The following is a 21,489-nucleotide window of genomic DNA, read 5'->3' as shown; positions in this document are numbered from 1 at the left end:
AAAATTTGGTTGCACGATACAAGCTCATCGGGGAATACTTGGCTGAAGCAAGTAGTTGAGAGGTACAAGCAACTACGCGGAGCCTGAGGGAGATCACCATGAGCGAAACCACCACGGCGGAAGGAGCAGCCGCTACGCAGGGCAAGCTGACCCACCGCCAGATCCTGACCGTCCTGTCCGGGCTGATGCTCGGCATGTTCCTGGCCGCGCTCGACCAGACCATCGTGTCGGCGTCGATGCGCACCATCGCCGACGAGCTGCACGGCCTGTCCCTGCAGGCCTGGGCCACCACGGCGTACCTCATCACTGCGACGCTCTCGACGCCGCTGTACGGCAAGCTGTCCGACCTCTACGGCCGCAAGCCCATGTACCTGACGGCGATTTCGCTGTTCCTGGCCGGCTCGCTGGCCAGCGGCATGGCGACGTCGATGTACGAGCTGGCCGCGTTCCGCGCCTTCCAGGGGCTCGGTGCCGGTGGCCTGATGTCACTCGCGCTGGCGATCATCACCGACATCACCGCGCCGCGTGAGCGCAGCAAGTACCAGGGCTACTTCATGGCGGTGTTCGGCATCTCGAGCGTCGCGGGCCCGGTCGTCGGCGGCTTCTTCGCGGGCATCGACTCCTTCGCGGGCATCACCGGCTGGCGCTGGGTGTTCCTGGTCAACGTCCCGATCGCGCTGGCCGCGCTGGTCGTCGTCACGAAGGTGCTGAACCTGCCGCACCGCCGCGTCGAGCAGAAGGTCGACTACTGGGGTGCGGTGGCGCTGGCCGTCGGCCTGGTGCCGCTGCTGATCGTCGCCGAGCAGGGCCGCGAATGGGGCTGGGGCTCCGCCGCGTCGGTCGCGATGTACGTCGTCGGCGGGCTGGGCGTGGCCGCCTTCGTGGCGATCGAACGCCGGATGGGCGACGCCGCCCTGCTGCCGCTGCGGCTGTTCCGCCGCCCGGTGTTCCGGATGTCGACGCTGGTCACGGTCGTGCAGGGCGCCGGGATGTTCGGCGCGATGATGTCGCTGCCGCTGTACCTGCAGATCGTCAAGGGCGCGACGCCGACCCAGGCGGGCCTGCAGATGCTCCCGCTGACGCTGGGCATCATGGCCGCCAGCATGGGCAGCGGCGCGGTGATCTCGCGGACCGGCCGGTACAAGATGTTCGCGGTGGCCGGGCTCGGCCTGATGGCCGCGGCGCTGTTCGCCCTGTCGACGATCACCGTCGACACCTCACTGGCCCTGGTCATGGTGATCGCGTTCGTGATCGGCCTCGGCCTCGGCGCGTCGATGCAGACGCTGGTGCTGGCCGCGACCAACGACGTCCGCCCGCAGGACATCGGCGTCGCCACCTCGGCGGCGACGTTCTTCCGCCAGATCGGCGGCACGGCGGGCACCGCGGTGTTCCTGTCGATCCTGTTCGGCACGGTCGGCGACCGGATCGCGAACGCCATCCGCTCGGCGATGACCACGCCGGCCTACACGGCGGCGCTGGCGCAGCACCCGGAGTTCGCCAAGCAGCTGCAGGGCGGGCTGGACGTCAACGACACGTCGTTCCTGTCGACGCTCGACCCGACGCTGGCCCGGCCGATCCTGCAGGGCTTCGCCGAGTCGATGAGCACGGTGTTCCTGGTCGGCGGGCTCGTGCTGACCGTCGGCTTCGCGCTGGTGTGGTTCCTCAAGGAGAAGCCGCTGTCGGACAAGTCGGCGATGGAGCAGCGCGCGGAGGCCGAAGAGGCTCCCGCCCTCGCCTTGGCGCACTGACCCGCTGAAAACCTCTGAAGGCCACCATCAGGGCGTGATGGTGGCCTTCGGAGGTATGGGGCTCAGTGGCCGCCGTTGGCCTCTTCCTTGGCAAGGCGGTCGACCTCGCGCTCCAGCGAGCGGGCGATCTCGGCCTCGGCCTCGGCGCGGCCGACCCAGGTCGAGCCTTCGACGCTCTTGCCGGGCTCGAGGTCCTTGTAGACCTCGAAGAAGTGCTGGATCTCCAGCTTGTGGAACTCGTTCAGGTGATGGATGTCGCGCAGGTGCTCCAGGCGCGGGTCGTTCGTCGGGACCGCGAGGACCTTGTCGTCCGGGCCCTTCTCGTCGGTCATCCGGAACATGCCGATCGCGCGGCAGCGGATCAGGCAGCCCGGGAACGTCGGCTCCTGGACGAGGACGAGCACGTCGAGCGGGTCGCCGTCCTGGCCGAGGGTGTCGTCGATGAACCCGTAGTCGGCCGGGTACTGCGTGGCCGTGAACAGGGTCCGGTCCAGCTTGATGCGGCCGGTCTTGTGGTCGACCTCGTACTTGTTGCGCTCCCCTTTGGGGATTTCGATCGTGACGTCGAACTCCACGCCGTCCTCGCTGCTTCTTCGTTAGGTGCCGGCACGCCGCACATCGAGGGCGGCAACCTTCATGACTGTCTTGACGTCTCCTAGTGTGGACTACGCCCTGCCGGGGGGCCGCATCGATGTCGGCCACGCGGCATGTGAGCTTGGCCCCTTCCGGGGCAGGTGAGAAGGAGTGGTGGGTGCCGGAAAACGACCAGCCGATGTGGCCTTCGTCGGACGAAGACGGCTCGTCGTCCGGGGCGCGGAAGACCACTCCGATGTCGCTGCCGGAACCGGCGAAGGACACTTCCGGGCGACCAGGCGTGCCGAAGGTCACAGGCAGTGAGGCCCCCAAGGGGTCCTGGTTCGCGCCGAACGTCCCGCCCGAGCCGATCCCGGGCCTCAACGCGCCGGCGGAGGAGCCGCCCCCACCGCCAACCCCGGCAAAGCAGGACCTCGCCGACCGGCTCGGCAGCCGCGAGCCGAAGCAGGCGGAAGAGGGCACCCAGTACATCAAGGTCGAGAAGCAGCCCGCGGCGGACGTGGGCGCCGGGTGGCCGGGTGAGCGGGAGGAGCAGGAGCAGCCGTGGCGTGAGGAGCTGCGGCTGTGGCGGGAGGAGCAGCAGCGTCGCGAGGAGCAGCTGAAGCCGCAGGGCGGGCGGCCGGAAGCCGAGCAGACCGCTTGGTTGGCGGGGCCGCAGCAGGGCGGGGAAGCGCAGCGCGCCGAGCAGGCCCAACGCGGCGGGGATCCGCAGCAGCGGCCGCAGGAACCTCAGCGGTCCCAGGAGTCTCAGCAGGGCCAGCAGGAACCTCCGCGCCGCGAGGAAACTCAGCGCTGGGAGGCTCCGCAGCGTCCCGCCGCGGAACCCCAAGAGGTCCAGCAGCGTCCCGCGGAACCCCAGCGACCCCAAGACCCCCACCAACCCCAAGAACCCCACCGGCCCCAGGAACCCCAGCAGGCTCCCTGGACCCAGCACATCGAGCTGCGCGAAAACCGTTCCGGCGACCGCCCAGCCGACCCGAACGACCCGAACGACCGCCGTCCCGCGTTGCCGGAGCCGCCGCGGGGCGTTGTCCCCTCCGCTTCCGCCGGGTCGCTGGCGCGGCCGCAGCGGATCGAGCCGGATGGGCAGCGGTTCGATGCCGAGGCGACCGTCGGGATCGAACGGCCCACCCAGTTCCCCGGGGCCTTCCAGCAGCAGCCCCAGCCCCGCACCGAACAACCACCCCCTGCCGCCGCAGCGCCGGAGGAACCGGAAAAGCCGAAGAAGCGGCGCAAGGGCAAGGTGATCGCGCTCGTCGCCGTAGTGCTGCTCCTGCTGGCCGGAGCCGGTGCTGCCGCCGCGACGCCGAAGGTCTCCAACCGCCTGGGCCTGCCGTGGGCGCCGAACGCGCCGAAGGGCGACATGCCCGAGCCCGCCGCCGCCACGCGGCAGCTGCAGGGGCCCAACACCGCAGGCCAGGCGCCGACCGCCGACGGCGTCAAGGCCACCCTCGCCGCCGCGGCCGGGAACGGCGCTCTCGGGCAGCTCACCGGCAGCGTCGTCGACCCGGTGACCGGAACCCTCTTGTGGGACCACAACTCCGCGTCGCCGGTGACGCCCGCGTCGACGACGAAGGTGCTGACCAGCGCCGCCGCCCTGCTCTCGCTGGACCACAACCTGCGCCTGTCCACCAAGATCGTGCAGGGCGCCGATCCCGGCACGGTGATCCTGGTCGGCGGCGGCGACACGACGCTCACCAACCTGCCGCTGGGCACCGACTCGCCGCTGTACCCGGGCGCCGCGCACGTCGACGACCTCGTCGCGCAGGTCAAGAAGGCCGCGCCCGGCGTCAAGAAGGTGCAGGTCGACCTCAGCCTGTTCAAGGGCCCGACGACCGCTCCGGGCTGGGAGGCGGGCGACGCGCCGTCGACGTACGCGACGCAGATGGCGCCCGTCATGGCCGACGGTGGCCGGCTCAGCCCCAAGGACAACAACTCGCAGCGCACGGCGAACGCGGGCAGCGCGCTGGCCCAGTCGATCGCCTCGAAGCTGGGGGCCTCCGCGGGCGGCCAGGCGACCGCGCCGAAGGACGCGAAGGTGCTCGGCGAGGTCAAGTCCGCTCCGCTGACCGAGCTGGTGTCCGACCTGATGGAGCTGTCCGACGACGTCCTCGCCGAGGCGGTCGCCCGCCAGGTCGCGCTCGCCAACGGCGAAGAGGCCAGCTACGCCGGCGGCGCCCGCGCGACCATCAAGGTCCTGAAGGACCACGGCTTCGACGTCACCGGTGTCGCACTTTCCGACGGCAGCGGGATCTCGTCGCTGAACCGGATCCCGGCGCGGCTGCTGACCCAGCTCCTGGCGGCTGCGGCGGCGCCGGAGGGCAAGAACCCGGCCACCGCGAAGCTGCGTCCGGTGCTGGCCGGCCTGCCGGTCGCCGGGGCGTCCGGCACCCTCGCCGACAAGCGGTTCGACACCCCGGCGTCCCAGGCGGGCCGCGGCTGGGTGCGGGCGAAGACCGGCACGCTGACCGGCGTGAACACCCTCGCCGGCCTGGTGCTCGACCAGGACGGGCGGGTGCTCGTGTTCGCGTTCATGTCCAACGGCTCGGACACCGAATCCGGCCGCGACGCCATCGACGCGCTCGCGACGAGCCTCCGGAAATGCGGCTGCTCGTAACGGCGGATGCCGAACCGTGCGGAGATCGTCGCCGGAAACCCGCCGGGGCCGGGTAGCGTCGGAAGGGTGAGTCAGGAAACGCAGACCCGCTCCGTGGTCGACTGGGCGATCGCCGCGCAGACCGGCGCGCTGCTGGTGCGCGGTGGTCCGCAGGTTCCGCGTGCACAGGCCGAGGAGGCCGTCAGCGACCTGCGCGAACTGACCGTCGAGGCCGAAGGGCACGTGCGGCGGCTGACGAACCTGGGGCTCGACCTGCCGCTGCTGCCCGGCGAGGTGGTCGACCGTCCCGGCTGGGTGCGCTCGGCCGCGGCCGGGCTCGACGCGCTCACCGGGCGGGCGCTGCCGCAGCAGGGCGGGCCGCTCGGGCCGATCCTCGCCGGTGGCGCCGGTGTCCAGACCGGGCTGGTGCTCGCCTTCCTCGCCAGCCGCGTGCTCGGCCAGTACGACCCCTTCGGCGGTCCGGAAAAGGAAGGGCAGCTGCTGCTGGTCGCGCCGAACGTCGTCGCCGCCGAGCAGGCGATGGACGTGCCCGGCCACGACTTCCGGCTGTGGGTCTGCCTGCACGAGTGCACCCACCGGCTGCAGTTCACCGCGGTCCGGTGGCTGCGCGACTACTTCGCCGACGAGGTCGAGCGCCTCGTCGCCGGGCTCACCAGTGGCGGCATCGGCGGCAACGACAGCCTGGCCGACCTGTTCGGCAGGCTGCCCGAAGCGATCAAGCAGGGGCCGAAGCTCAACCTCGCCGAGCTGATCCAGTCGCCGAAGGAACGCGCGGTGTTCGACCGGCTGCTCGCGCTCTCGACGCTGCTGGAGGGGCACGCCGACTACGTGATGGACGCCGTCGGCCCGCAGGTCGTGCCGAGCGTCGACACGATCCGCGCGCGCTTCACCCAGCGGCGCAAGGGCGGCGGCGTCTTCGACCGGCTGCTGCGTGCGCTGCTCGGCGTGGACGCGAAGATCCGCCAGTACGAAGAAGGCGCGAAGTTCACCAGGCACGTCGTCGACGCCGTCGGCATGGACGGCTTCAACGCCGTCTGGCGGTCGCCGAACACCCTGCCGTCGCGCGCCGAGATCTCCGATCCGGCCGCGTGGGTCCGGCGCCTGCACGGATGACCGGGCAGGCGGTCGCGGCCGTCCGCCGGGCCGTCCGCGCCTTCCTCGACACCGTCGAGCCGCCGCCCGAGGTGTGCGTCGCGGTGTCCGGCGGCGCGGACTCGCTCGCGCTGGCCGAGGCCGCCGCGTACGCCGGGCACCGCCGCGGGCTGCGTGTCCGCGCGCTGGTCGTCGACCACGGCCTGCAGGAGGGCTCGGCGAAGATCGCGCGGGACGCGGCGGCCGCGGCGAAGGCGCTCGGCGTCGACGAAGCCGAGGTGCGCCGCGCCGACGTGACCGGCCCGGGCGGTCCCGAAGCGGCCGCGCGCAAGGCGCGGTATCGCGCGCTGGCCGGGCACCCGCTCGTCCTGCTCGGCCACACCCTCGACGACCAGGCCGAGACGGTCCTGCTCGGCCTCGGCCGCGGCTCCGGGCCGCGCAGCGTCGCCGGGATGCGGCCGCACGACCCGCCGTGGGGACGGCCGCTGCTGGCCGTCCCGCGCGCGACCACGCGGGCGGCGTGCGCCGAACTCGGCGTCGAACCGTGGGAGGACCCGCACAACGCCGAGCCGCGCTTCACCCGCGTCCGGCTGCGCACGGAAGTTTTGCCGCTCCTGGAAGACGTCCTCAACGGCGGAGTCGCCGCCGCACTCGCCCGCACGGCCGCGCAGCTTCGTGAGGACAGCGAGGCGTTGGACACACTGGCGAATTCGATCTTCACCCGCGCGGGCGGCCCCGAAGGGCTGGACGTGGCCACGCTCACGGCCGAGCCCGCGGCGGTCCGGCGGCGGGTTCTCCGCAGGTGGCTGCTGGCGTCGGGCGTGCGGGAACTCACCGACGCGCACCTGCGTGCGGTCGACGACCTGGTCGCCCGGTGGCGTGGTCAGGGCGGCGTGTGGTTGCCGGGCAACTTGGAGGCGCGCCGGGCACATGGCAGGCTCTGCCTCACCTCCCAACCCACCACACGAGGAGAATGACCCGTGTACGAGGGCGAAATCGCCTCCGTGCTCGTCACCGAGCAGCAGATCAAGGACAAGATCGCGGAACTGTCGGAGCAGATCGCCGCCGACTATCCGGCCAACGGGCAGGGCGAACTCCTGCTGGTGGGCGTCCTGAAGGGCGCGGTCATGTTCATGACCGACTTCGCCCGCGCGCTGCCGCTGCCGACGCAGCTGGAATTCATGGCCGTCTCTTCGTACGGGTCGGCGACGTCGTCGTCCGGCGTCGTGCGCATCCTCAAGGACCTCGACCGCGACATCGCCGGCCGGGACGTGCTGATCGTCGAGGACATCGTCGACTCCGGCCTGACGCTGTCGTGGCTGCTGAAGAACCTCGCCAGCCGCAACCCCGCGTCGCTCGAGGTCGTTTCGCTGCTGCGCAAGCCGGAAGCGGTGAAGGTGGACGTGCCGGTGAAGTACATCGGCTTCGACATCCCCAACGAGTTCGTCGTCGGCTACGGCCTCGACTACGCCGAGCGCTACCGGGACCTGCCCTACATCGGGACCCTCGACCCGAAGGTCTACACGGCGTAGGTCACCGACCGTTCACCGCAACTACCTGATTCGCGGAACCCCGGCTTCGCGGAATGCGTCATAGGCTCTGATCACGTGCGTTAACCTATGCGAAGACCAATCGTGCCCGCGGTGACCGGGTCGGGGGAACGGGAGAGAGTGCAGATGGGGAACAGCAGCGCTGCCGACGCGAACGCCTTCAAGGCCGCGGCCGCGGCGGGTCAGGTCGGGATCGATCCGGACGCCGCGCAGGCCGTGCTGAACAAGATCCGCACCGGCAAGGACGCGGTCGAGGCACTGCTCGCGGGCGCGGGCACCCTCGCCCAGCCGCCGCGGCTCGGCGACAACCCGGTCGGCAACGCGATGGCCGCGAAGTTCGTCCAGCGCGCGGACGGCGGGGGCGACTCCTACTCCGCCGCGCTGCAGAACCTGCTCGACCAGTACTCCGCCGCCGAGGAGGGCATCGTCACGGCGATGGCCCGCTACCACGAAATCGACCAGGCCGCGGCCGACCCGTTCCGTAACGCCTGAGTCCAGAGGGGGATTTCGAAGTCATGGCTCCGAACCACAGCGACCAGCCCTCGACCGGCGACCCGGGCTCGCTCGTCCCGCTGGGCGACAACTCGGCGTCGCACGACATCGTCGCCAACGCCCGCGGCCGGTCCGACGGCTTCGACATGGGCAGCGACCGGGCGATCGCCAACCCGCCGAACTGGAACTCGCAGGACAGCCAGACGCTGTACAACGGCGCGGTCCAGAACAACGACCCCGGCACGGCCACCGCGACCGGGCAGGCGTGGGCGCACCACGGCAACGAGCTGAAGCAGGCGTCCGACCACCTGTACAACGCGATCGCCGAGCTGGGCAACGCGTGGGTCGGCAAGGGTGCCGCGGGTGCGCAGGGCGCGCTGGTGGCCATCGCCAACTCCGGTTCGCAGGCGTCCGAGGCCGCGCACACGATGTCCGACCGGCTCGCCCGGCAGGCCGCGGCGGCCGAGCAGGTCAAGAAGATGCCGCCGCCCAAGGACTACGACCCGAAGCGCGCCATGGCGGCCGCGCTGGCCGGCGGCCCGCAGGCGCTGCTCGACGACCAGAAGGCCCAGTTCGACGCGGCCAACGAGGTCAAGGCGCAGCAGGTCGCGTTCTTCAACGCCTACACGCAGGCGATGAAGGAGGTCGACAACTCGACCCCGAGCTTCGGCCCGGAGTCGCTCGGCATGAAGCCGACCGCGACGCACAACTCCGTCTCGTTCAGCGCGGTCAACGCCGTCGGCAGCACCGGCCCGGTGCAGGGGCTGTCCGGTGCCGACGGGGTGTTCGCCGCGAGCGGCGCGGGCTTCGGCGGCTTCGGCGGCGCGTTCGACGCCCACCACGCGGCCGCCGGTGCCGGTGCGGGGCACGGCGCGCTCGGCCACGACGGGGTGCTGGGCAGCGACGCGCCCGGCGGTCCGGGCACGGCGACGGGCACCGGCACGAGCACCGGCCAGGCCGTTCCGGGCAGCGCGCAGCACACCGGCGGCGGCAGCCCGCTCGGCAAGATCGGCATGGGGCTCGGCCTCGGCGGCGTGGCAGGCGGCCTCGGCGCGCTGGCGTCGCGGGCGCTGGGCTCGGGCAGCAAGTCCGGTGCCAAGGAGCAGAACGACACCTCGCTGGCGGCGGCCGACGGGCAGGGCCAGAGCGCCGCTTCGGCACAGGCGCCGCAGCAGGGTCTCGTCTCGTCGGCGGGCACCATCGGCGGGCAGACCCCGCCGCCGGCCCCCGGCATGGGCGGGATGGGTGGCATGGCGCCGCACGGCGCCCAGCCGGAGCAGGACGAAGAGCACACGCACGCGTCCTTCCTCATCGAGGCGGACCCGGACGAGGCCTTCGGCGCGAACCAGGCGACCCCGCCGCCGGTCATCGGCGCGTGGTCCGGGGACGACGAAGACCGCTGATCCGCAGGCCGGGCGCGCACCGCGCGCCCGGCTCGCCTTCCGTTGGGGGTGGCTCGATGCCGACCGCTGAGCTGCTCACCCCGGTCGAGGTGGACTTCCTGTGGGAGTCCGCCGGGCTGGGCGAGCTGCCGTACCCGTTCCGCATCCGTTCGCACGGCGCGACCGTCGACGAGCGCGAGCTGCTGCGCCGCCGCACGCTGGAAGGCCTGGCGGCGCGCGGTCTCGCCGACGGCCGTGGCCGTCCCGAGCCGCACATCGAGGACTACTTCGGCGTGCTGGCCTCGCCGGAGCTGAGCCTGGACGCCGTCCAGCTGATCGCCCCGGAAGCAGAGCCGCTGCTCGCGGTCGCCGGCGTGCTGGGCGGGCAGGGCCTGCTGGCGGTCCAGGACCTGCGCGGACTGCACCTGCAGCCGTGCCCGCCGGACGGGCTGGCGAGCGCGATCGTCTCGCTGCTGCCGGGCGCCCCGCGCGGCACCGAGAAGTCGATCACGGTCCCGCTGGAGCAGCTGGTCGGCGCGCACGGCGTCGACTTCATGCAGCGCCGCGGCAACGGCGACGAGCGCGCCTCGGCCGACGAGGACCGCAAGGCACTGGCCCGGCTGCACGCCCAGCCCCGGCTGCGCGGCGGCCAGATCGGCGCGAACGCCCGCAACCGCATGGGCGGCCGCACCCGCACCCCGGTCCTGAGCTGGTTCGACACGGAGACGGGCCGCTACTTCACCCAGGGCAGCCGCGGCCACGACGGCCGCGACTGGATCACGATCGCCCCGGCGGACGCGGCAACGCTGCGCCATCGCCTCGGCGAGATGCTCGCGAACGCGGCCAACTCGACCGCGACGGTCTGACCCCGCGGTTTCCGACCCGGGGTCCGGTGCCGGGGTTCGCCGGACGTCATGAACGAGTCGTTCATGTCGTCGCACCGCCGCGGCCGGGCCCGTCCGCGTTCTGCGAAAATCGGCGCACCGGTTTTGTCGGTGGTGCGGGCTACGCTGAGCAAGAGTCCGATCCGGGAGAGTGATGATGCAAGAGTTCTTCTCGCCACTCGCGTTCGACTTCCTGTGGGAGTCGGCGCAGATGGGCGAGCTGCCGTACCCGCTGATCGTGCGGTCGCACGGCGCCACCGAGGATGAACGCGTTTCGCTGCGCCACCGCGTCGACGTCGAGCTGAAGGCCCGTGGCATCCGCGATCCGCGGGGCAGGCTGTCGCCGCCGATCGAGGATGCGCTGCACCTGCTCGCCTTCGCCCCGGTGACCATCGACGCGCTGCACATCCCGCAGTTCGAGGCGCCCACCGTCGGCGTGCTCGCGGCGGCCGACGACACCCAGGGCATCCTGGCGATCCAGGACGCCGACGGCATCTGGCTGCGGGACGTCCCGCCGGACGGCCTGGTCTCCGCGGTCGTCGGCGTGCTACCCACCGGGCCGCGCGGCACCGAGGCGTCGGTCACACTTCCGCTGGACGACGCCGTCCGCACACCGCCGATCCGGGTGCCGGTGTCACTGCCTGCGGACCCACGTGAGGAAGAAGACAAACGCCGGGGCCGGGCCCGCCGGACCCCGCTCAGCGAGCGCGTCACGGCCGATCCGCGGGAGGTGTACGGCCGCATCTGCGGGCAGCCCCGGCAGCGGGGCGGTCAGCTGGCAGCGAACAGCCGTTCGCAGGTCGGGACCAAGCAGCGGTCCCGGGTCCTGGCCTGGTTCGACACCGCGACCGGCCGCTACCTGAGCCTTTCCCGCGCAGGTACGGACGGCCGCGAGTGGGTCACCGTGGCCCCCGCGGACCAGAAGACACTGCGGTCCCGGCTGGCGGAGATGGTGAGCAGTGTGTCGGACGGCACGCGCTAGCGTTACCGCTGCACACACGGCCCGGGAACCCGGGGGCGGTATCGCCCGTTGACCTGCGAGAGGCTCACAGGGGATGAACGCGGCGGCGGACGGTACCCTGATGGGCAGGTGTCCAGGCACCACGGGTTGTCAAGATCGTGATGGCGGGTATCACAGGAGCCGCCCAACCAGGGAGGGTCGAGGCCACCAGGGCCGAGTCGTATGAACCGGAAGAGCGTGCTCAGGAACCCACTGCTGTGGATCGTCGCGGGGTTGCTGGCGTTGTTCGCGTACAACACGATCTTCGACAGTGATCGTGGGTACACCCAGGCACCCATCTCGGTGGCGAACTCCCAGATCACGGCGAACAACGTCAAGGAAGCCAGCCTCGAGGACAAGGAGCAGCAGCTCAAGCTGCTGCTGAACAAGCCGGTCGACATCGACGGGCAGCAGGTCACCCAGATCATTTCGCAGTACCCGGCGGACGCCACCCGCCCGATCTACGACTCGTTGATCGCGGCGAAGAACGGCGGCCAGCCGATCAAGTTCACCACCAAGGTGACCCAGCAGGGCGTGCTGACGCAGATCCTCATCTTCGCCATCCCGCTGGCCCTGGTCCTGGGCCTGCTGATGTGGATGATGAACAACGCCCAGGGCGGCGGCAACCGCGTCCTCAACTTCGGCAAGTCCAAGGCCAAGCAGCTGAACAAGGACATGCCCAAGACGACCTTCGGGGACGTCGCGGGTGCCGACGAGGCCGTCGAAGAGCTGTACGAGATCAAGGACTTCCTGCAGAACCCGGCGCGCTACCAGGCGCTCGGCGCGAAGATCCCGAAGGGCGTGCTGCTCTACGGGCCGCCCGGTACCGGCAAGACGCTGCTCGCGCGCGCCGTCGCCGGCGAGGCGGGCGTGCCGTTCTACACGATCTCCGGCTCGGACTTCGTCGAGATGTTCGTCGGTGTCGGTGCCTCCCGCGTCCGTGACCTGTTCGAACAGGCCAAGCAGAACGCGCCGTGCATCATCTTCGTCGACGAGATCGACGCGGTCGGCCGCCAGCGCGGCGCCGGCCTCGGCGGCGGCCACGACGAGCGCGAGCAGACCCTGAACCAGCTGCTCGTCGAGATGGACGGCTTCGACGCCCGCGGCGGCATCATCCTGATCGCGGCCACCAACCGGCCCGACATCCTCGACCCGGCGCTGCTGCGCCCCGGCCGGTTCGACCGGCAGATCCCGGTGTCCGCGCCCGACCTGCGCGGCCGCAAGGCGATCCTCGAGGTGCACGCCAAGGGCAAGCCGATCGCGCAGGGCACCGACCTGGGCAGCCTGGCCAAGCGGACCGTCGGCATGTCCGGCGCGGACCTGGCGAACGTGCTGAACGAGGCCGCGCTGCTCACCGCCCGCCAGAACGGGCACGTGATCACCGACGCGGCGCTGGAGGAGTCGGTCGACCGCGTCGTCGGCGGCCCGGCCCGCAAGAGCCGGATCATCTCCGAGAAGGAGAAGAAGATCACGGCCTACCACGAGGGCGGGCACGCGCTCGCCGCGTGGGCGATGCCGGACATCGAACCGGTCTACAAGCTGACCATCCTCCCGCGCGGCCGCACAGGCGGGCACGCCTTGATCGTCCCCGAGGACGACAAGGAGTTGATGACCCGCTCGGAGATGATCGGACGGCTGGTCTTCGCGATGGGTGGCCGCACGGCCGAGGAGCTCGTCTTCCACGAGCCCACCACCGGCGCGTCCGCGGACATCGAGCAGGCGACGAAGATCGCCCGCGCGATGGTCATGGAGTACGGCATGAGCGCCCGTCTCGGCGCGGTCAAGTACGGCCAGGAGCAGGGTGACCCGTTCCTCGGCCGGTCGGCCGGGCGGCAGGCGGACTACTCGCTCGAGGTGGCGCACGAGATCGACGAGGAGGTGCGCAAGCTCATCGAGACGGCGCACACCGAGGCGTGGCACGTGCTGAACACCTACCGCGACGTCCTCGACGAGCTGGTCATCGAGCTGCTGGAGAAGGAGACGCTGCAGCGCAAGGACCTCGAGCGGATCTTCGCGACCGTCGAGAAGCGCCCGCACATCACCGTCTTCAACGAGTTCGGCGAGCGCACGCCGTCGGACAAGCCGCCGATCAAGACCCCGGGCGAGCTGGCGATGGAGCGCGGCGAGCCGTGGCCGCCGCCGGAGAAGGAGAAGAAGCCCGCCCTCAAGCCGGAGCCGACCCCGGTCGGTACGGCGCAGGGCGCGGGCGACCTGCCGGGCGGCCCGCCGTACCCGTCGCCGTCCCCGGTCGACCCGAACGCCAACCCGTACGCACCGCCCCAGCCGGGCGCCTACCCGAACGGCGGCCGTCCCTACGGCGGCCCGAACGGTGGCCCCAACGGCACGGCACACTGGCCGCAGGCCTACGGCGGCCAGCAGCCGGGCAGCTACCCGGGCGCCCCGGCAGGCCAGAGCGGCCCGCCGAACTACGGTGCCCCTCCGGGCTGGACGCCCGCGACCTCGCCGGGCGGGCAGCCGGGCCAGTCGTGGCGGCCCGGTGGTGAAGAACGCCCTCGTGAGCACGGCTGGTTCGCCGACCAGGCGGGCAACCAGCAGAACGAGGGAGAACGACGTGACGTGGATGGACCGGACAAGCCTCAGTGACGCCGACCGCCCGGTCTTCGACCAGGACCGGGCGGAAAAGGCGATCCGCGAGCTTCTCCTGGCCTGCGGCGAAGACCCGGAGCGGGACGGTCTCAAGGAGACCCCCGCCCGGGTCGCCCGCGCGTACCGAGAGATGTTCGCGGGGCTCTACACCGAGCCGGACACGGTCCTGGACCGCACCTTCGACGAGTCCCACGAAGAACTCGTGCTGGTCACGGACATCCCGATGTTCAGCCAGTGTGAACACCACCTCGTCCCCTTCCACGGCGTCGCGCACGTCGGGTACATCCCGAACGCCGCCGGCAAGGTCACCGGGCTGTCCAAACTGGCCCGGCTCGTCGACCTCTACGCCAAGCGCCCGCAGGTCCAGGAGCGGCTGACCTCGCAGGTCGCCGACGCGCTGGTCCGGAAGCTCGAACCGCGGGGCGTGATCGTCGTGATCGAGGCCGAGCATCTCTGCATGGCCATGCGCGGCATCCGCAAGCCGGGCGCCCGCACCACCACTTCCGCCGTGCGGGGGCTGCTGAAGACCTCGCCGTCGTCGCGGGCCGAGGCGCTCGATCTCATCAAGGCACGCCGGTGAGTGCTGGGCTGCCCGCGCCCGGGCGGTGTGTCGTGATGGGCGTGCTGAACGTGACGCCGGATTCCTTTTCGGACGGTGGCCGGTACCTCGGGCTCGACCAGGCGCTGGAGCACGCCCGCGAAATGTGGGCGCGCGGCGCCGACCTGATCGACGTCGGCGGTGAGTCGACGCGGCCGGGAGCGTCCAGAGTGGACGCCGAGACCGAGCTGGCGCGTGTCCTGCCCGTCGTCCGCGCCCTTGCCGGCGAGGGCATCGAGCTTTCCGTGGACACCACCCGCGCGGCCGTCGCCGCCGCCGCGCTCGAGGCCGGGGCGAAGGTGATCAACGACGTCTCCGGCGGGCTGGCCGATCCGGACATGGCGCGGGTCGCGGCCGAAAGCGGGGTGCCGTGGGTGCTGATGCACTGGCGTGGGCACAGCAAGGACATGAACGCGCTCGCGAAGTACCAGGACGTCGTGGCCGACGTCCGGGCCGAGTTGCTGTCCAGAGTGGACGAAGCGCTCGCGGCGGGTGTCGCCGAGAGCGCGATCGTGCTGGATCCCGGGCTCGGGTTCGCCAAGAACGCCGAGCACGACTGGGCGTTGCTGCGCGGGCTGGATTCCTTGCTGGAACTCGGTTTCCCTGTCCTCGTCGGCGCGTCACGCAAGAGGTTCCTCGGCCGCCTGCTGTCCGATGAGGACGGTACGCCGCGGCCACCGGACGGCCGGGAGGACGCCACGGCCGCGGTTTCCGCACTGGCCGCGGCGGCCGGCGCGTGGGGCGTGCGGGTGCACGAGGTCGGGGCTTCACTGGACGCGGTCACGGTGGCCGCCGCTTGGAGAAACAAGAATGTCTGACCGGATCACGCTGACCGGCCTGCGCGTGTTCGGCCGCCACGGCGTGTTCGAGCACGAAAAGCGCGACGGCCAGGAGTTCGTCGTCGATATCACCGTGTGGCTGGACCTCGGGCCGGCCGCCGCGTCGGACGACCTGACGAAGACCCTGCACTACGGGGAGCTGGCCGAGCTGGCGGCGGGCATCGTCGCGGGCGAGCCGTACGACCTCATCGAGAGCGTCGCGGGCAGGATCGCCGACGAGGTGCTGCGCGACGAGCGCCTGAGCGCGGTCGAGGTGACGGTGCACAAGCCGTCGGCGCCGATCCCGCTGACCTTCGACGACGTCGCGGTCACCGTCCGGCGCGACCGATGAGCCGGGCGGTCCTCTCGCTCGGGTCCAACCTCGGAGACCGGCTCGGGTACCTGAAGCTGGCCCTGGACGCAGTGCGCCCCGCGCTGGTCGCGGTGTCGGGCGTGTACGAGACGAAGGCGTGGGGCGTGGAGGACCAGCCGGACTTCCTGAACGCCGTCTGCGTCGTCGACGACCCGGCGCGCGACCACTGGGCGTGGCTGCGCACCGGGCAGGCGGCCGAGCAGGCGGCAGGCCGGGTCCGCGAGCTGCGCTGGGGCCCCCGGACGCTGGACGTCGACGTCGTGACGGTCGACGGCGTGACGTCGGATGACCCGGAGCTGCTGCTGCCGCACCCGGGAACGCCGGACCGGGCGAGCGTGCTGGTGCCGTGGGTGGAGATCGAGCCGGACGCGGTGCTGCCGGGCCACGGCCCGATCGCGACGCTGCTGGCGGCCCGCCCGGCGGACGAGGTGGCCACGGTCCGCCGGACGGATCTCGTCCTGGCCTGACGCGCCGCGCGGTGAAGTTCCGGTGAGCTGCTGCCGCATCCGGCCGGACAAGTCAACCCCCGCAAGCCCGCGAATCGCCGAGTTGTCCGGCTCGGTCGCCGACAGGAGCCGCCCCGGGGTGCCTTGAATGACTCATTCAGGACCTCCGAGGACCTGAATGAGTCATTCAAGACATCAGCCGCGCAGCCGCGATCATGAATTGCACCGCGGGCTGGGCTTTCGGGGACCGGGGCGGGCCGTTTCCGGCGGGGACGTCAGGCGCGCAGTGCTGCGGTCATGAAGCTGACGGTGGGCTGCGTGGTCGGACCGGCGGCCAGCCGTTTCCGGCCGGACGTCAGCCGCGCAGTGCCGCGATCATGAACTGCACCGCCGGCTGGGCCGTCGGGACCGGAGGCCAGCCGTTGATGGTCGCCAGCAGCTGCCAGTAGCGCTCCGCGCGGGGGTCGCCGCTCATCGCGAACCGGTCCGCCATCTCCGTGCGGAACTCCGGCGAAGCCGGGTCCTGGTCCGGGCGGGCCGTCGCTGCCGCGATCTCTGCCGCAAGCGTTTGCCCTGCCTCCGACGTCGGCGATTGCCCGGCCTCCACCGCCTCCTGCGCCCGGGCGATCCACCCCGGCCAGTTCTGCTGCCAGGCGTCCGCCGGCTGCTGGAACGTGCCGTCCTTGATCTGCTGGGACTGGGTTTCGCTCATCCGGCGGATCAGCGCGCGGAAGTCCGGGTCCTGGACCATCTCGGCGAACTCGATCCAGGCCTCGAGCTGCTCCGGCGTCGGGTCGTCGGGCAGGTCCGGCTTCCCTGCGCGCATCCGGCGGTAGAACTCCTCGTCCACCTCGAGCCCGGCGACCATCTCGTCCCAGAACTCGTCGACCAGCCGCTTGCGCTCCTCGTCGGACATCGACGCGAGACGGTTCATCAGCTTCACTTCCTCCGGTTCGGAATCGCGTTTGGCCACCGCGCGCAGCACCGCCCGGCGCAGCCGCAGGCGCCGGATCTGCTCGTCGAGCGCCTCGACGTGCCGGTTCGCCAGCTCGCCGACCGTCGACGAGCGCGACAGCACCGCCGAGACGTCGGCCAGGCCGAGGCCCAGCTCGCGCAGCGTGCGGACCAGCTCCAGCCGGGCCATCGCGCGGGCGTCGTAGAGGCGGTAGCCGGCGTCCGTCCGCTCGGTCGGGGGCAGCAGGCCCTCGTCCGAGTAGAACCGGATGGTCTTGACCGGCAGACCGGTCCGCCGGGCCAGCTCGCCGATGGTGAAGGTCGCGGTGGTGCCTGCAAGACGCATGATGAACTCTCCAGTCAGTGGAGAGTCAAGCTAAGCACGGTACGGTTGAAGCATGCACTTCACCCGGCCCCGTGACCTGGTCGTGGCCGGTCTGCTCGGCCTCGGCCTCGGCTACCTGCTCTTCCAGGCGGCCTACGGCTCGCTGCCGCCGCTGCCCCTGCTCGCCGGCGTCACGTTCGCCGTGCTGGCCGTGATCGAGGTCGTCCTCGCCTTCTCCATCCGCTCGCGGATCCGGAACGGCCGCGTCGTCGCCGCGATCGGGATCGCCCGGTCGGTGGCGCTGGCCAAGGCGTCGTCACTCGCCGGCGCCTTCATGGCCGGTGCCTGGCTGGCGGCGCTCGCCTATCTTTTTCCCCGACGTGACGAACTCGTCGCCGCGGTGCTCGACACGCGGTCCGCGATCGTCGGCGTGGCGTCCGCCGCAACGCTGGTAGCTGCGGCTTTGTGGCTCGAACACTGCTGCCGGACCCCGCGGGACCAGGATCGGGAGCACACCCGCGGGACGACCGGTTAGCGCTGGAATCCCACCGCTCGCGGGACCGAGCAGGTCTCGTTCGGGTTACGAGCAGGTACGGTGTCAGTCATGACCGGCGTGGGTGACGACTCGCGCGGCCGCCTCTTGGGCAGGCCGTGGCTTGTCGTCGGCTTTGTCCTCGCCATCGGAGCCACCCTCGCACTGGTGCTCAGCGACGATCTCCGCTATCTCCGGCTCGGGATCGTCGCCGCCCTCTGGGCTGCCCTGATCGGCGCTTTTCTCGCCGTGAAGTACCGCAAGCACGCGGCACAGAGCGAGGACGCGGTCGCCGAGGCGCAGGCTGTGTACGAGCTGGAGCTGGAACGCGAGATCGCGGCCCGGCGTGAGTACGAGCTGGAGATGGAGGCGGAGAAGAGTTCCGTCGCCGACTCCAAGGGCCGCGAGGAGCTGGAGGCGCTGCGCGCCGAGGTCTCCGCGCTGCGCGACAGCCTCCAGTCGCTGTTCGGCGGCGAGGTGCTGCTCGAACGCGTCGCGCTGACCGCGCAGGCGACCCGGATGCGGAAGCTCTCCGACGAGAACCGCCTGGTCACCGACGGCGCGCCGAAGAAGAAGCCGGCCCAGCTGATGGCCGGGAAGAAGCCCGCCGAGCCGGGCGAGCGCCCGACCGAGCTGATCGACCGGGTCCTCGACGAGCGCCGCCGCAAGGCGTCGAACGGCAAGCCCGCGAACGGCAAGGGCCTCGGCAAGGGCAAGAGCTTCGGCGGCGGCAAGCCCGGCCCGAAGGCCCCGGCGAACGTCGCCGCGCAGAGCACCCAGCAGATCGCCCGGCCGAAGCCGCTGAGCGAACGCCGTCCGCCGGTCCCGCCGGTCGACCCGGCGCTGAACGCCGCGCAGCGCGAGCTGAAGGCCGCCGAACTGCGCGCCGAGGCGGCCCGCCGCCAGGCCGAGTCCCAGCCGATGCGGCTGCCGAAGCCCGAAGAAGCCGCGAAGCAGCCTGAGCGTCGTCCGGAGGCCGCCGCGGAGCCGACGCGCCGGGACGTGCCGCGCGTCGAACCCAAGACCGAGATCCGCCGCCCCGCGCCGGTGGAGCCGAAGACGGAGATCCGCCGTCCCGAGCCGCCGCCCGCGCGCCGCGCGGAGATGTCGCGGCCCGCGATCCCGCCCGTCGAGGTGTCGCGGCCGGACATTCCGCGGGTCGAGATGTCGCGTCCCGACATCCCGCGCGTGGAGGTTCCGCGGGCGGATGTTCCGGGGGTGTCGCGTCCAGGGATCCCGCGCGTGGAGATGTCGCGCCCGGATATTCCGCGGGTGGAGATGTCCCGGCCGGACATTCCCCGGGTGGAAATGTCGAGGCCCGACATTCCGCGTGTCGAGATGTCCCGGCCCGACATTCCTCGGGTCGAGATGTCGCGGCCGGACATCCCCCGCGTCGAGATGTCGCGTCCGGACATTCCGCGCGTCGGCGGCCAGCCGAACGGCGTGCCGCGGAAGGCGCCCGAGCCGCCGCGGCCGGTGCCCGGCCGTCCGGCGGCCAGTGTTCCGCCGCCGAAGCCGTCGGAGGTCTCGCGGTCGGACATCCGGCCGGTCAAGGACCTCAGCGCGGCCTTCCAGAACCGCGACGACTTCGCCGAGCGCCAGCGCCCGAACCGCCCGAAGCCGCCGGAGCCGAAGCCGGTCCAGCCGCCGATGCCGCGGGACGCCGCGGCTTCGCGCACCGACATCCCGGTCGTCCCGCCGACGACGCCGGTGCCGGGCAAGAGCCCGGCGCCGCGGCAGCCGTCGCGCACCGACCTGCCTGCCGTGGTCCCGCCGACCACCCCGGTCCCGGCCGCCGACGGCCGCCGTCCGTCGCGGCTGGAGCAGTTCTCGCGGGCCGACATGTCGCCGATCCTGGACGAGCCGTCGTCCCGGCACGGCGGTTCGCACCGTGCGCCCAAGGAGGCCGCCGAGGCCGAGGCGCCGCTGGCGAACCCGACGCTGCCGGAGTCGGTCCGCAACTTCCAGGGCCGGTCCGGCGGCCGCCGCCGCAAGCCGGACGACTCGCAGCAGCTGCCGGCAGTCCCGTCGACGCCGGAGCCTGCCGGCGGCGGCCGCCGCCGTCGTCCGGACGGCGAGCCCCCGGCCTGGGAGGGCATGGTCGCCGAGCGGGCATCGATGTCCCGTCGCGGCATGGCCCCGGTCGACCCGGCGGACATCGAGCAGAACGGCACCCGCAACGGCCGCCGCGCGGCGGAACCCGCCCCAGGCAGCGGCTCCCACGCGGCCGGACGTTCGGTGAGCGAGCTGCTGGCGGCCAACGGCGGAACGGCATCGACCCCGCGCCGCCGCCGTCGCGCCGAGGACTGAATCCGCGGCCCGGTACCCCAAGCGCCCCAAGGCCACATTGGGTGCGTTGAACGCACCGAAGGCCACATTGGGGTTGTTTCATCTTGGTTTGTGCTGGTCAGGCTGTGTTGGCTGGGTGTGGTAGTGGTCAGGCCGGGCTTGGTTGGGCAGTGTCGCGGGCGTGTTGTTCGTGCTGGGTGAGCACGAGCAGGGCGCGCAGCAGGGTGGTGGCGTGGCGGGGGTGCAGGCGGAGAGTGTCGAGGATGTGCCAGTGTTTGAGGGCAGCGAAGCCGCCCTCAACCGCGCACCGCATCGCCGAGAACACCGCGTTGGCCTGCTTCTGCGCTTTCGTCAGCGGCCGGCGGGCTTCGGCCTTGTAAGGCGTGAGCACAACCTGCTCACACGCTCCGCCGCAGCGGCGGCAGTCACGGGTGGTGCGGATGTCTTTGTGCCAGCCGTGGAACCCTTTGTCTGCGGCCGGGGTCAGGCCGTGGACGTGGAGCCGTTCGCGGATGCGTAGCCGGCGGGCGGCGGTGATGTCGGCGGTGCGGCCCGGCAGGGCCGGGGAGATCCATAACAGCCGGCCGTGTTCGTCGGTCAGGGCGAGCACAACCAGGCCGTGGTGTTTGTGTTTGCCGTTGTAGTGGGCCCGGTTGTGCGTGCCGGTGCGGCGACGGGTCCGGATCAGGGTGCCATCCACCAGCACCACCTGCCCGCCCGCGCGGGCGTGGCGGCGCAGGACCCGGTGCAGGTGGGTGGCGCGGGCGGCGAGCAGGGCGATCGCTTCCAGCACCCAGCGGCGCACCGTGGCGGCGGAGACTCCCATACCGGCTCCGAGGTGGGCCAGGCGCGGGTCGTGGCGCAGCACAGCCAGCACGACCAGTGCCTGCCCGGCGGGAGTGGCCTTACGCCAGCGGGACCGCAACCGGCGGCGGTGGGCACCGATCAGCTCGGCCAGCATCCGCAGGGTCGACCGCGAGAGCGGAAGAACCACCTGGTAGGAAAGGGCCTCGAAGCCCTCGGCGGGTTGTTGACTCACATCTCGATCTTGCCGAGGGCTTCACCCATCCCCAGCACCACCCACACCGGTCCCAACACCCCTCCTTGCCACCACAGGCAAACCACCACCCACCCAACACCCCTCACCAGCACAAACCACGATGAAACAACCCCATTGGGGCGCTCGGG

Annotated in this window: 19 protein-coding genes; 16 read left to right on the top strand and 3 right to left on the bottom strand. The window is 71.7% G+C overall.

What is annotated here, in order from left to right:
• Nucleotides 1–98: 98 nt before the first annotated feature.
• A complete protein-coding gene (locus ABJI51_RS07905; protein ID WP_348948765.1) occupies nt 99–1,748 on the top strand; it encodes an MDR family MFS transporter in 1,650 nt (549 codons plus the stop codon).
• Nucleotides 1,749–1,810: 62 nt separating this feature from the next.
• On the opposite strand, the gene ABJI51_RS07900 is transcribed toward ABJI51_RS07905, so the two are convergent.
• Nucleotides 1,811–2,323 carry an inorganic diphosphatase gene (locus ABJI51_RS07900; RefSeq protein ID WP_348948763.1) on the bottom strand — a complete coding sequence of 171 codons (513 nt, stop codon included), beginning with the start codon at nt 2,321–2,323 and terminating at the stop codon, nt 1,811–1,813.
• A 176-nt stretch (nt 2,324–2,499) separates the two neighbouring features.
• Between ABJI51_RS07900 and dacB the strand changes: the two genes are divergently transcribed.
• From dacB to folK, 13 genes are all read left to right on the top strand, one after another.
• Nucleotides 2,500–4,959 carry a D-alanyl-D-alanine carboxypeptidase/D-alanyl-D-alanine endopeptidase gene (gene dacB, locus ABJI51_RS07895; protein ID WP_348948761.1) on the top strand — a complete coding sequence of 820 codons (2,460 nt, stop codon included), beginning with the start codon at nt 2,500–2,502 and terminating at the stop codon, nt 4,957–4,959.
• A gap of 93 nt (nt 4,960–5,052) precedes the next feature.
• Nucleotides 5,053–6,072 carry a zinc-dependent metalloprotease gene (locus ABJI51_RS07890; protein ID WP_348949774.1) on the top strand — a complete coding sequence of 340 codons (1,020 nt, stop codon included), beginning with the start codon at nt 5,053–5,055 and terminating at the stop codon, nt 6,070–6,072.
• Complete coding sequence (gene tilS / locus ABJI51_RS07885; protein ID WP_348948759.1) at nt 6,069–7,028, top strand: tRNA lysidine(34) synthetase TilS; 960 nt, start codon at nt 6,069–6,071, stop codon at nt 7,026–7,028. Before ABJI51_RS07890 ends, tilS begins: the two co-directional genes overlap by 4 nt.
• Before the next feature lie 3 nt (nt 7,029–7,031).
• Nucleotides 7,032–7,583 (top strand): hypoxanthine phosphoribosyltransferase, encoded by a 552-nt coding sequence (gene hpt, locus ABJI51_RS07880; protein ID WP_033261644.1) that lies wholly within the window; start codon nt 7,032–7,034, stop codon nt 7,581–7,583.
• A 144-nt stretch (nt 7,584–7,727) separates the two neighbouring features.
• Complete coding sequence (locus ABJI51_RS07875) at nt 7,728–8,093, top strand: hypothetical protein (protein ID WP_348948757.1); 366 nt, start codon at nt 7,728–7,730, stop codon at nt 8,091–8,093.
• A gap of 23 nt (nt 8,094–8,116) precedes the next feature.
• On the top strand, nt 8,117–9,496 hold the full coding sequence (locus ABJI51_RS07870) for a hypothetical protein (RefSeq protein ID WP_348948755.1): 1,380 nt from the start codon (nt 8,117–8,119) through the stop codon (nt 9,494–9,496).
• Nucleotides 9,497–9,552: 56 nt separating this feature from the next.
• Nucleotides 9,553–10,341 (top strand): ESX secretion-associated protein EspG, encoded by a 789-nt coding sequence (locus ABJI51_RS07865; RefSeq protein WP_348948753.1) that lies wholly within the window; start codon nt 9,553–9,555, stop codon nt 10,339–10,341.
• Nucleotides 10,342–10,513: 172 nt separating this feature from the next.
• A complete protein-coding gene (locus tag ABJI51_RS07860) occupies nt 10,514–11,341 on the top strand; it encodes an ESX secretion-associated protein EspG (RefSeq protein ID WP_348948751.1) in 828 nt (275 codons plus the stop codon).
• 201 nt (nt 11,342–11,542) lie between these two features.
• Complete coding sequence (gene ftsH / locus ABJI51_RS07855; RefSeq protein WP_348948749.1) at nt 11,543–13,963, top strand: ATP-dependent zinc metalloprotease FtsH; 2,421 nt, start codon at nt 11,543–11,545, stop codon at nt 13,961–13,963.
• Nucleotides 13,941–14,546, top strand: coding sequence for a GTP cyclohydrolase I FolE (gene folE / locus ABJI51_RS07850; RefSeq protein WP_348949772.1), 606 nt, complete (start codon nt 13,941–13,943; stop codon nt 14,544–14,546). The genes ftsH and folE overlap by 23 nt, the downstream gene beginning before the upstream one ends.
• 35 nt (nt 14,547–14,581) lie before the next feature.
• Nucleotides 14,582–15,382, top strand: coding sequence for a dihydropteroate synthase (gene folP, locus ABJI51_RS07845; RefSeq protein WP_348948747.1), 801 nt, complete (start codon nt 14,582–14,584; stop codon nt 15,380–15,382).
• Complete coding sequence (folB, locus tag ABJI51_RS07840) at nt 15,375–15,734, top strand: dihydroneopterin aldolase (protein WP_348948745.1); 360 nt, start codon at nt 15,375–15,377, stop codon at nt 15,732–15,734. Before folP ends, folB begins: the two co-directional genes overlap by 8 nt.
• Nucleotides 15,731–16,222, top strand: coding sequence for a 2-amino-4-hydroxy-6-hydroxymethyldihydropteridine diphosphokinase (folK, locus tag ABJI51_RS07835; RefSeq protein ID WP_348948743.1), 492 nt, complete (start codon nt 15,731–15,733; stop codon nt 16,220–16,222). Before folB ends, folK begins: the two co-directional genes overlap by 4 nt.
• A gap of 334 nt (nt 16,223–16,556) precedes the next feature.
• Here folK and ABJI51_RS07830 read toward each other — a convergent pair whose 3' ends face one another.
• Complete coding sequence (locus ABJI51_RS07830) at nt 16,557–17,501, bottom strand: helix-turn-helix domain-containing protein (RefSeq protein WP_348948742.1); 945 nt, start codon at nt 17,499–17,501, stop codon at nt 16,557–16,559.
• A gap of 52 nt (nt 17,502–17,553) precedes the next feature.
• On the opposite strand from ABJI51_RS07830, the gene ABJI51_RS07825 reads away from it, so the two are divergent.
• Together ABJI51_RS07825 and ABJI51_RS07820 are read left to right on the top strand one after the other, a co-directional pair.
• Nucleotides 17,554–18,015, top strand: a complete 462-nt coding sequence (locus tag ABJI51_RS07825) for a DUF3180 domain-containing protein (protein WP_348948740.1) — start codon at nt 17,554–17,556, stop codon at nt 18,013–18,015.
• 69 nt (nt 18,016–18,084) lie between these two features.
• A complete protein-coding gene (locus tag ABJI51_RS07820; protein ID WP_348948738.1) occupies nt 18,085–20,322 on the top strand; it encodes a DUF6779 domain-containing protein in 2,238 nt (745 codons plus the stop codon).
• A 127-nt stretch (nt 20,323–20,449) separates the two neighbouring features.
• Here the strand turns inward: ABJI51_RS07820 and ABJI51_RS07815 are convergent, their stop codons facing one another.
• Nucleotides 20,450–21,340, bottom strand: coding sequence for a transposase family protein (locus ABJI51_RS07815; protein WP_348948736.1), 891 nt, complete (start codon nt 21,338–21,340; stop codon nt 20,450–20,452).
• Between the last annotated feature and the right edge of the window lie 149 nt (nt 21,341–21,489).

Source organism: Amycolatopsis melonis (assembly GCF_040064235.1).
Taxonomy (GTDB): Bacteria; Actinomycetota; Actinomycetes; order Mycobacteriales; family Pseudonocardiaceae; genus Amycolatopsis; species Amycolatopsis melonis.
Note: the sequence above shows the minus strand (reverse complement) of the source record. Positions and strands in the feature narration are given on the sequence as shown.

Coding starts and splice junctions, on each gene's coding strand:
- ABJI51_RS07870 (WP_348948755.1), top strand. CDS start 8,117: ATGGCTCCGAACCACAGCGACCAGCCCTCGACCGGCGACCCGGGCTCG.
- ABJI51_RS07830 (WP_348948742.1), bottom strand. CDS start 17,501: ATGCGTCTTGCAGGCACCACCGCGACCTTCACCATCGGCGAGCTGGCC.
- folE (WP_348949772.1), top strand. CDS start 13,941: ATGGACCGGACAAGCCTCAGTGACGCCGACCGCCCGGTCTTCGACCAG.
- ABJI51_RS07865 (WP_348948753.1), top strand. CDS start 9,553: ATGCCGACCGCTGAGCTGCTCACCCCGGTCGAGGTGGACTTCCTGTGG.
- ABJI51_RS07875 (WP_348948757.1), top strand. CDS start 7,728: ATGGGGAACAGCAGCGCTGCCGACGCGAACGCCTTCAAGGCCGCGGCC.
- ABJI51_RS07905 (WP_348948765.1), top strand. CDS start 99: ATGAGCGAAACCACCACGGCGGAAGGAGCAGCCGCTACGCAGGGCAAG.
- ABJI51_RS07820 (WP_348948738.1), top strand. CDS start 18,085: ATGACCGGCGTGGGTGACGACTCGCGCGGCCGCCTCTTGGGCAGGCCG.
- ABJI51_RS07860 (WP_348948751.1), top strand. CDS start 10,514: ATGATGCAAGAGTTCTTCTCGCCACTCGCGTTCGACTTCCTGTGGGAG.
- folB (WP_348948745.1), top strand. CDS start 15,375: ATGTCTGACCGGATCACGCTGACCGGCCTGCGCGTGTTCGGCCGCCAC.
- tilS (WP_348948759.1), top strand. CDS start 6,069: ATGACCGGGCAGGCGGTCGCGGCCGTCCGCCGGGCCGTCCGCGCCTTC.
- folP (WP_348948747.1), top strand. CDS start 14,582: ATGGGCGTGCTGAACGTGACGCCGGATTCCTTTTCGGACGGTGGCCGG.
- ftsH (WP_348948749.1), top strand. CDS start 11,543: ATGAACCGGAAGAGCGTGCTCAGGAACCCACTGCTGTGGATCGTCGCG.
- ABJI51_RS07825 (WP_348948740.1), top strand. CDS start 17,554: ATGCACTTCACCCGGCCCCGTGACCTGGTCGTGGCCGGTCTGCTCGGC.
- folK (WP_348948743.1), top strand. CDS start 15,731: ATGAGCCGGGCGGTCCTCTCGCTCGGGTCCAACCTCGGAGACCGGCTC.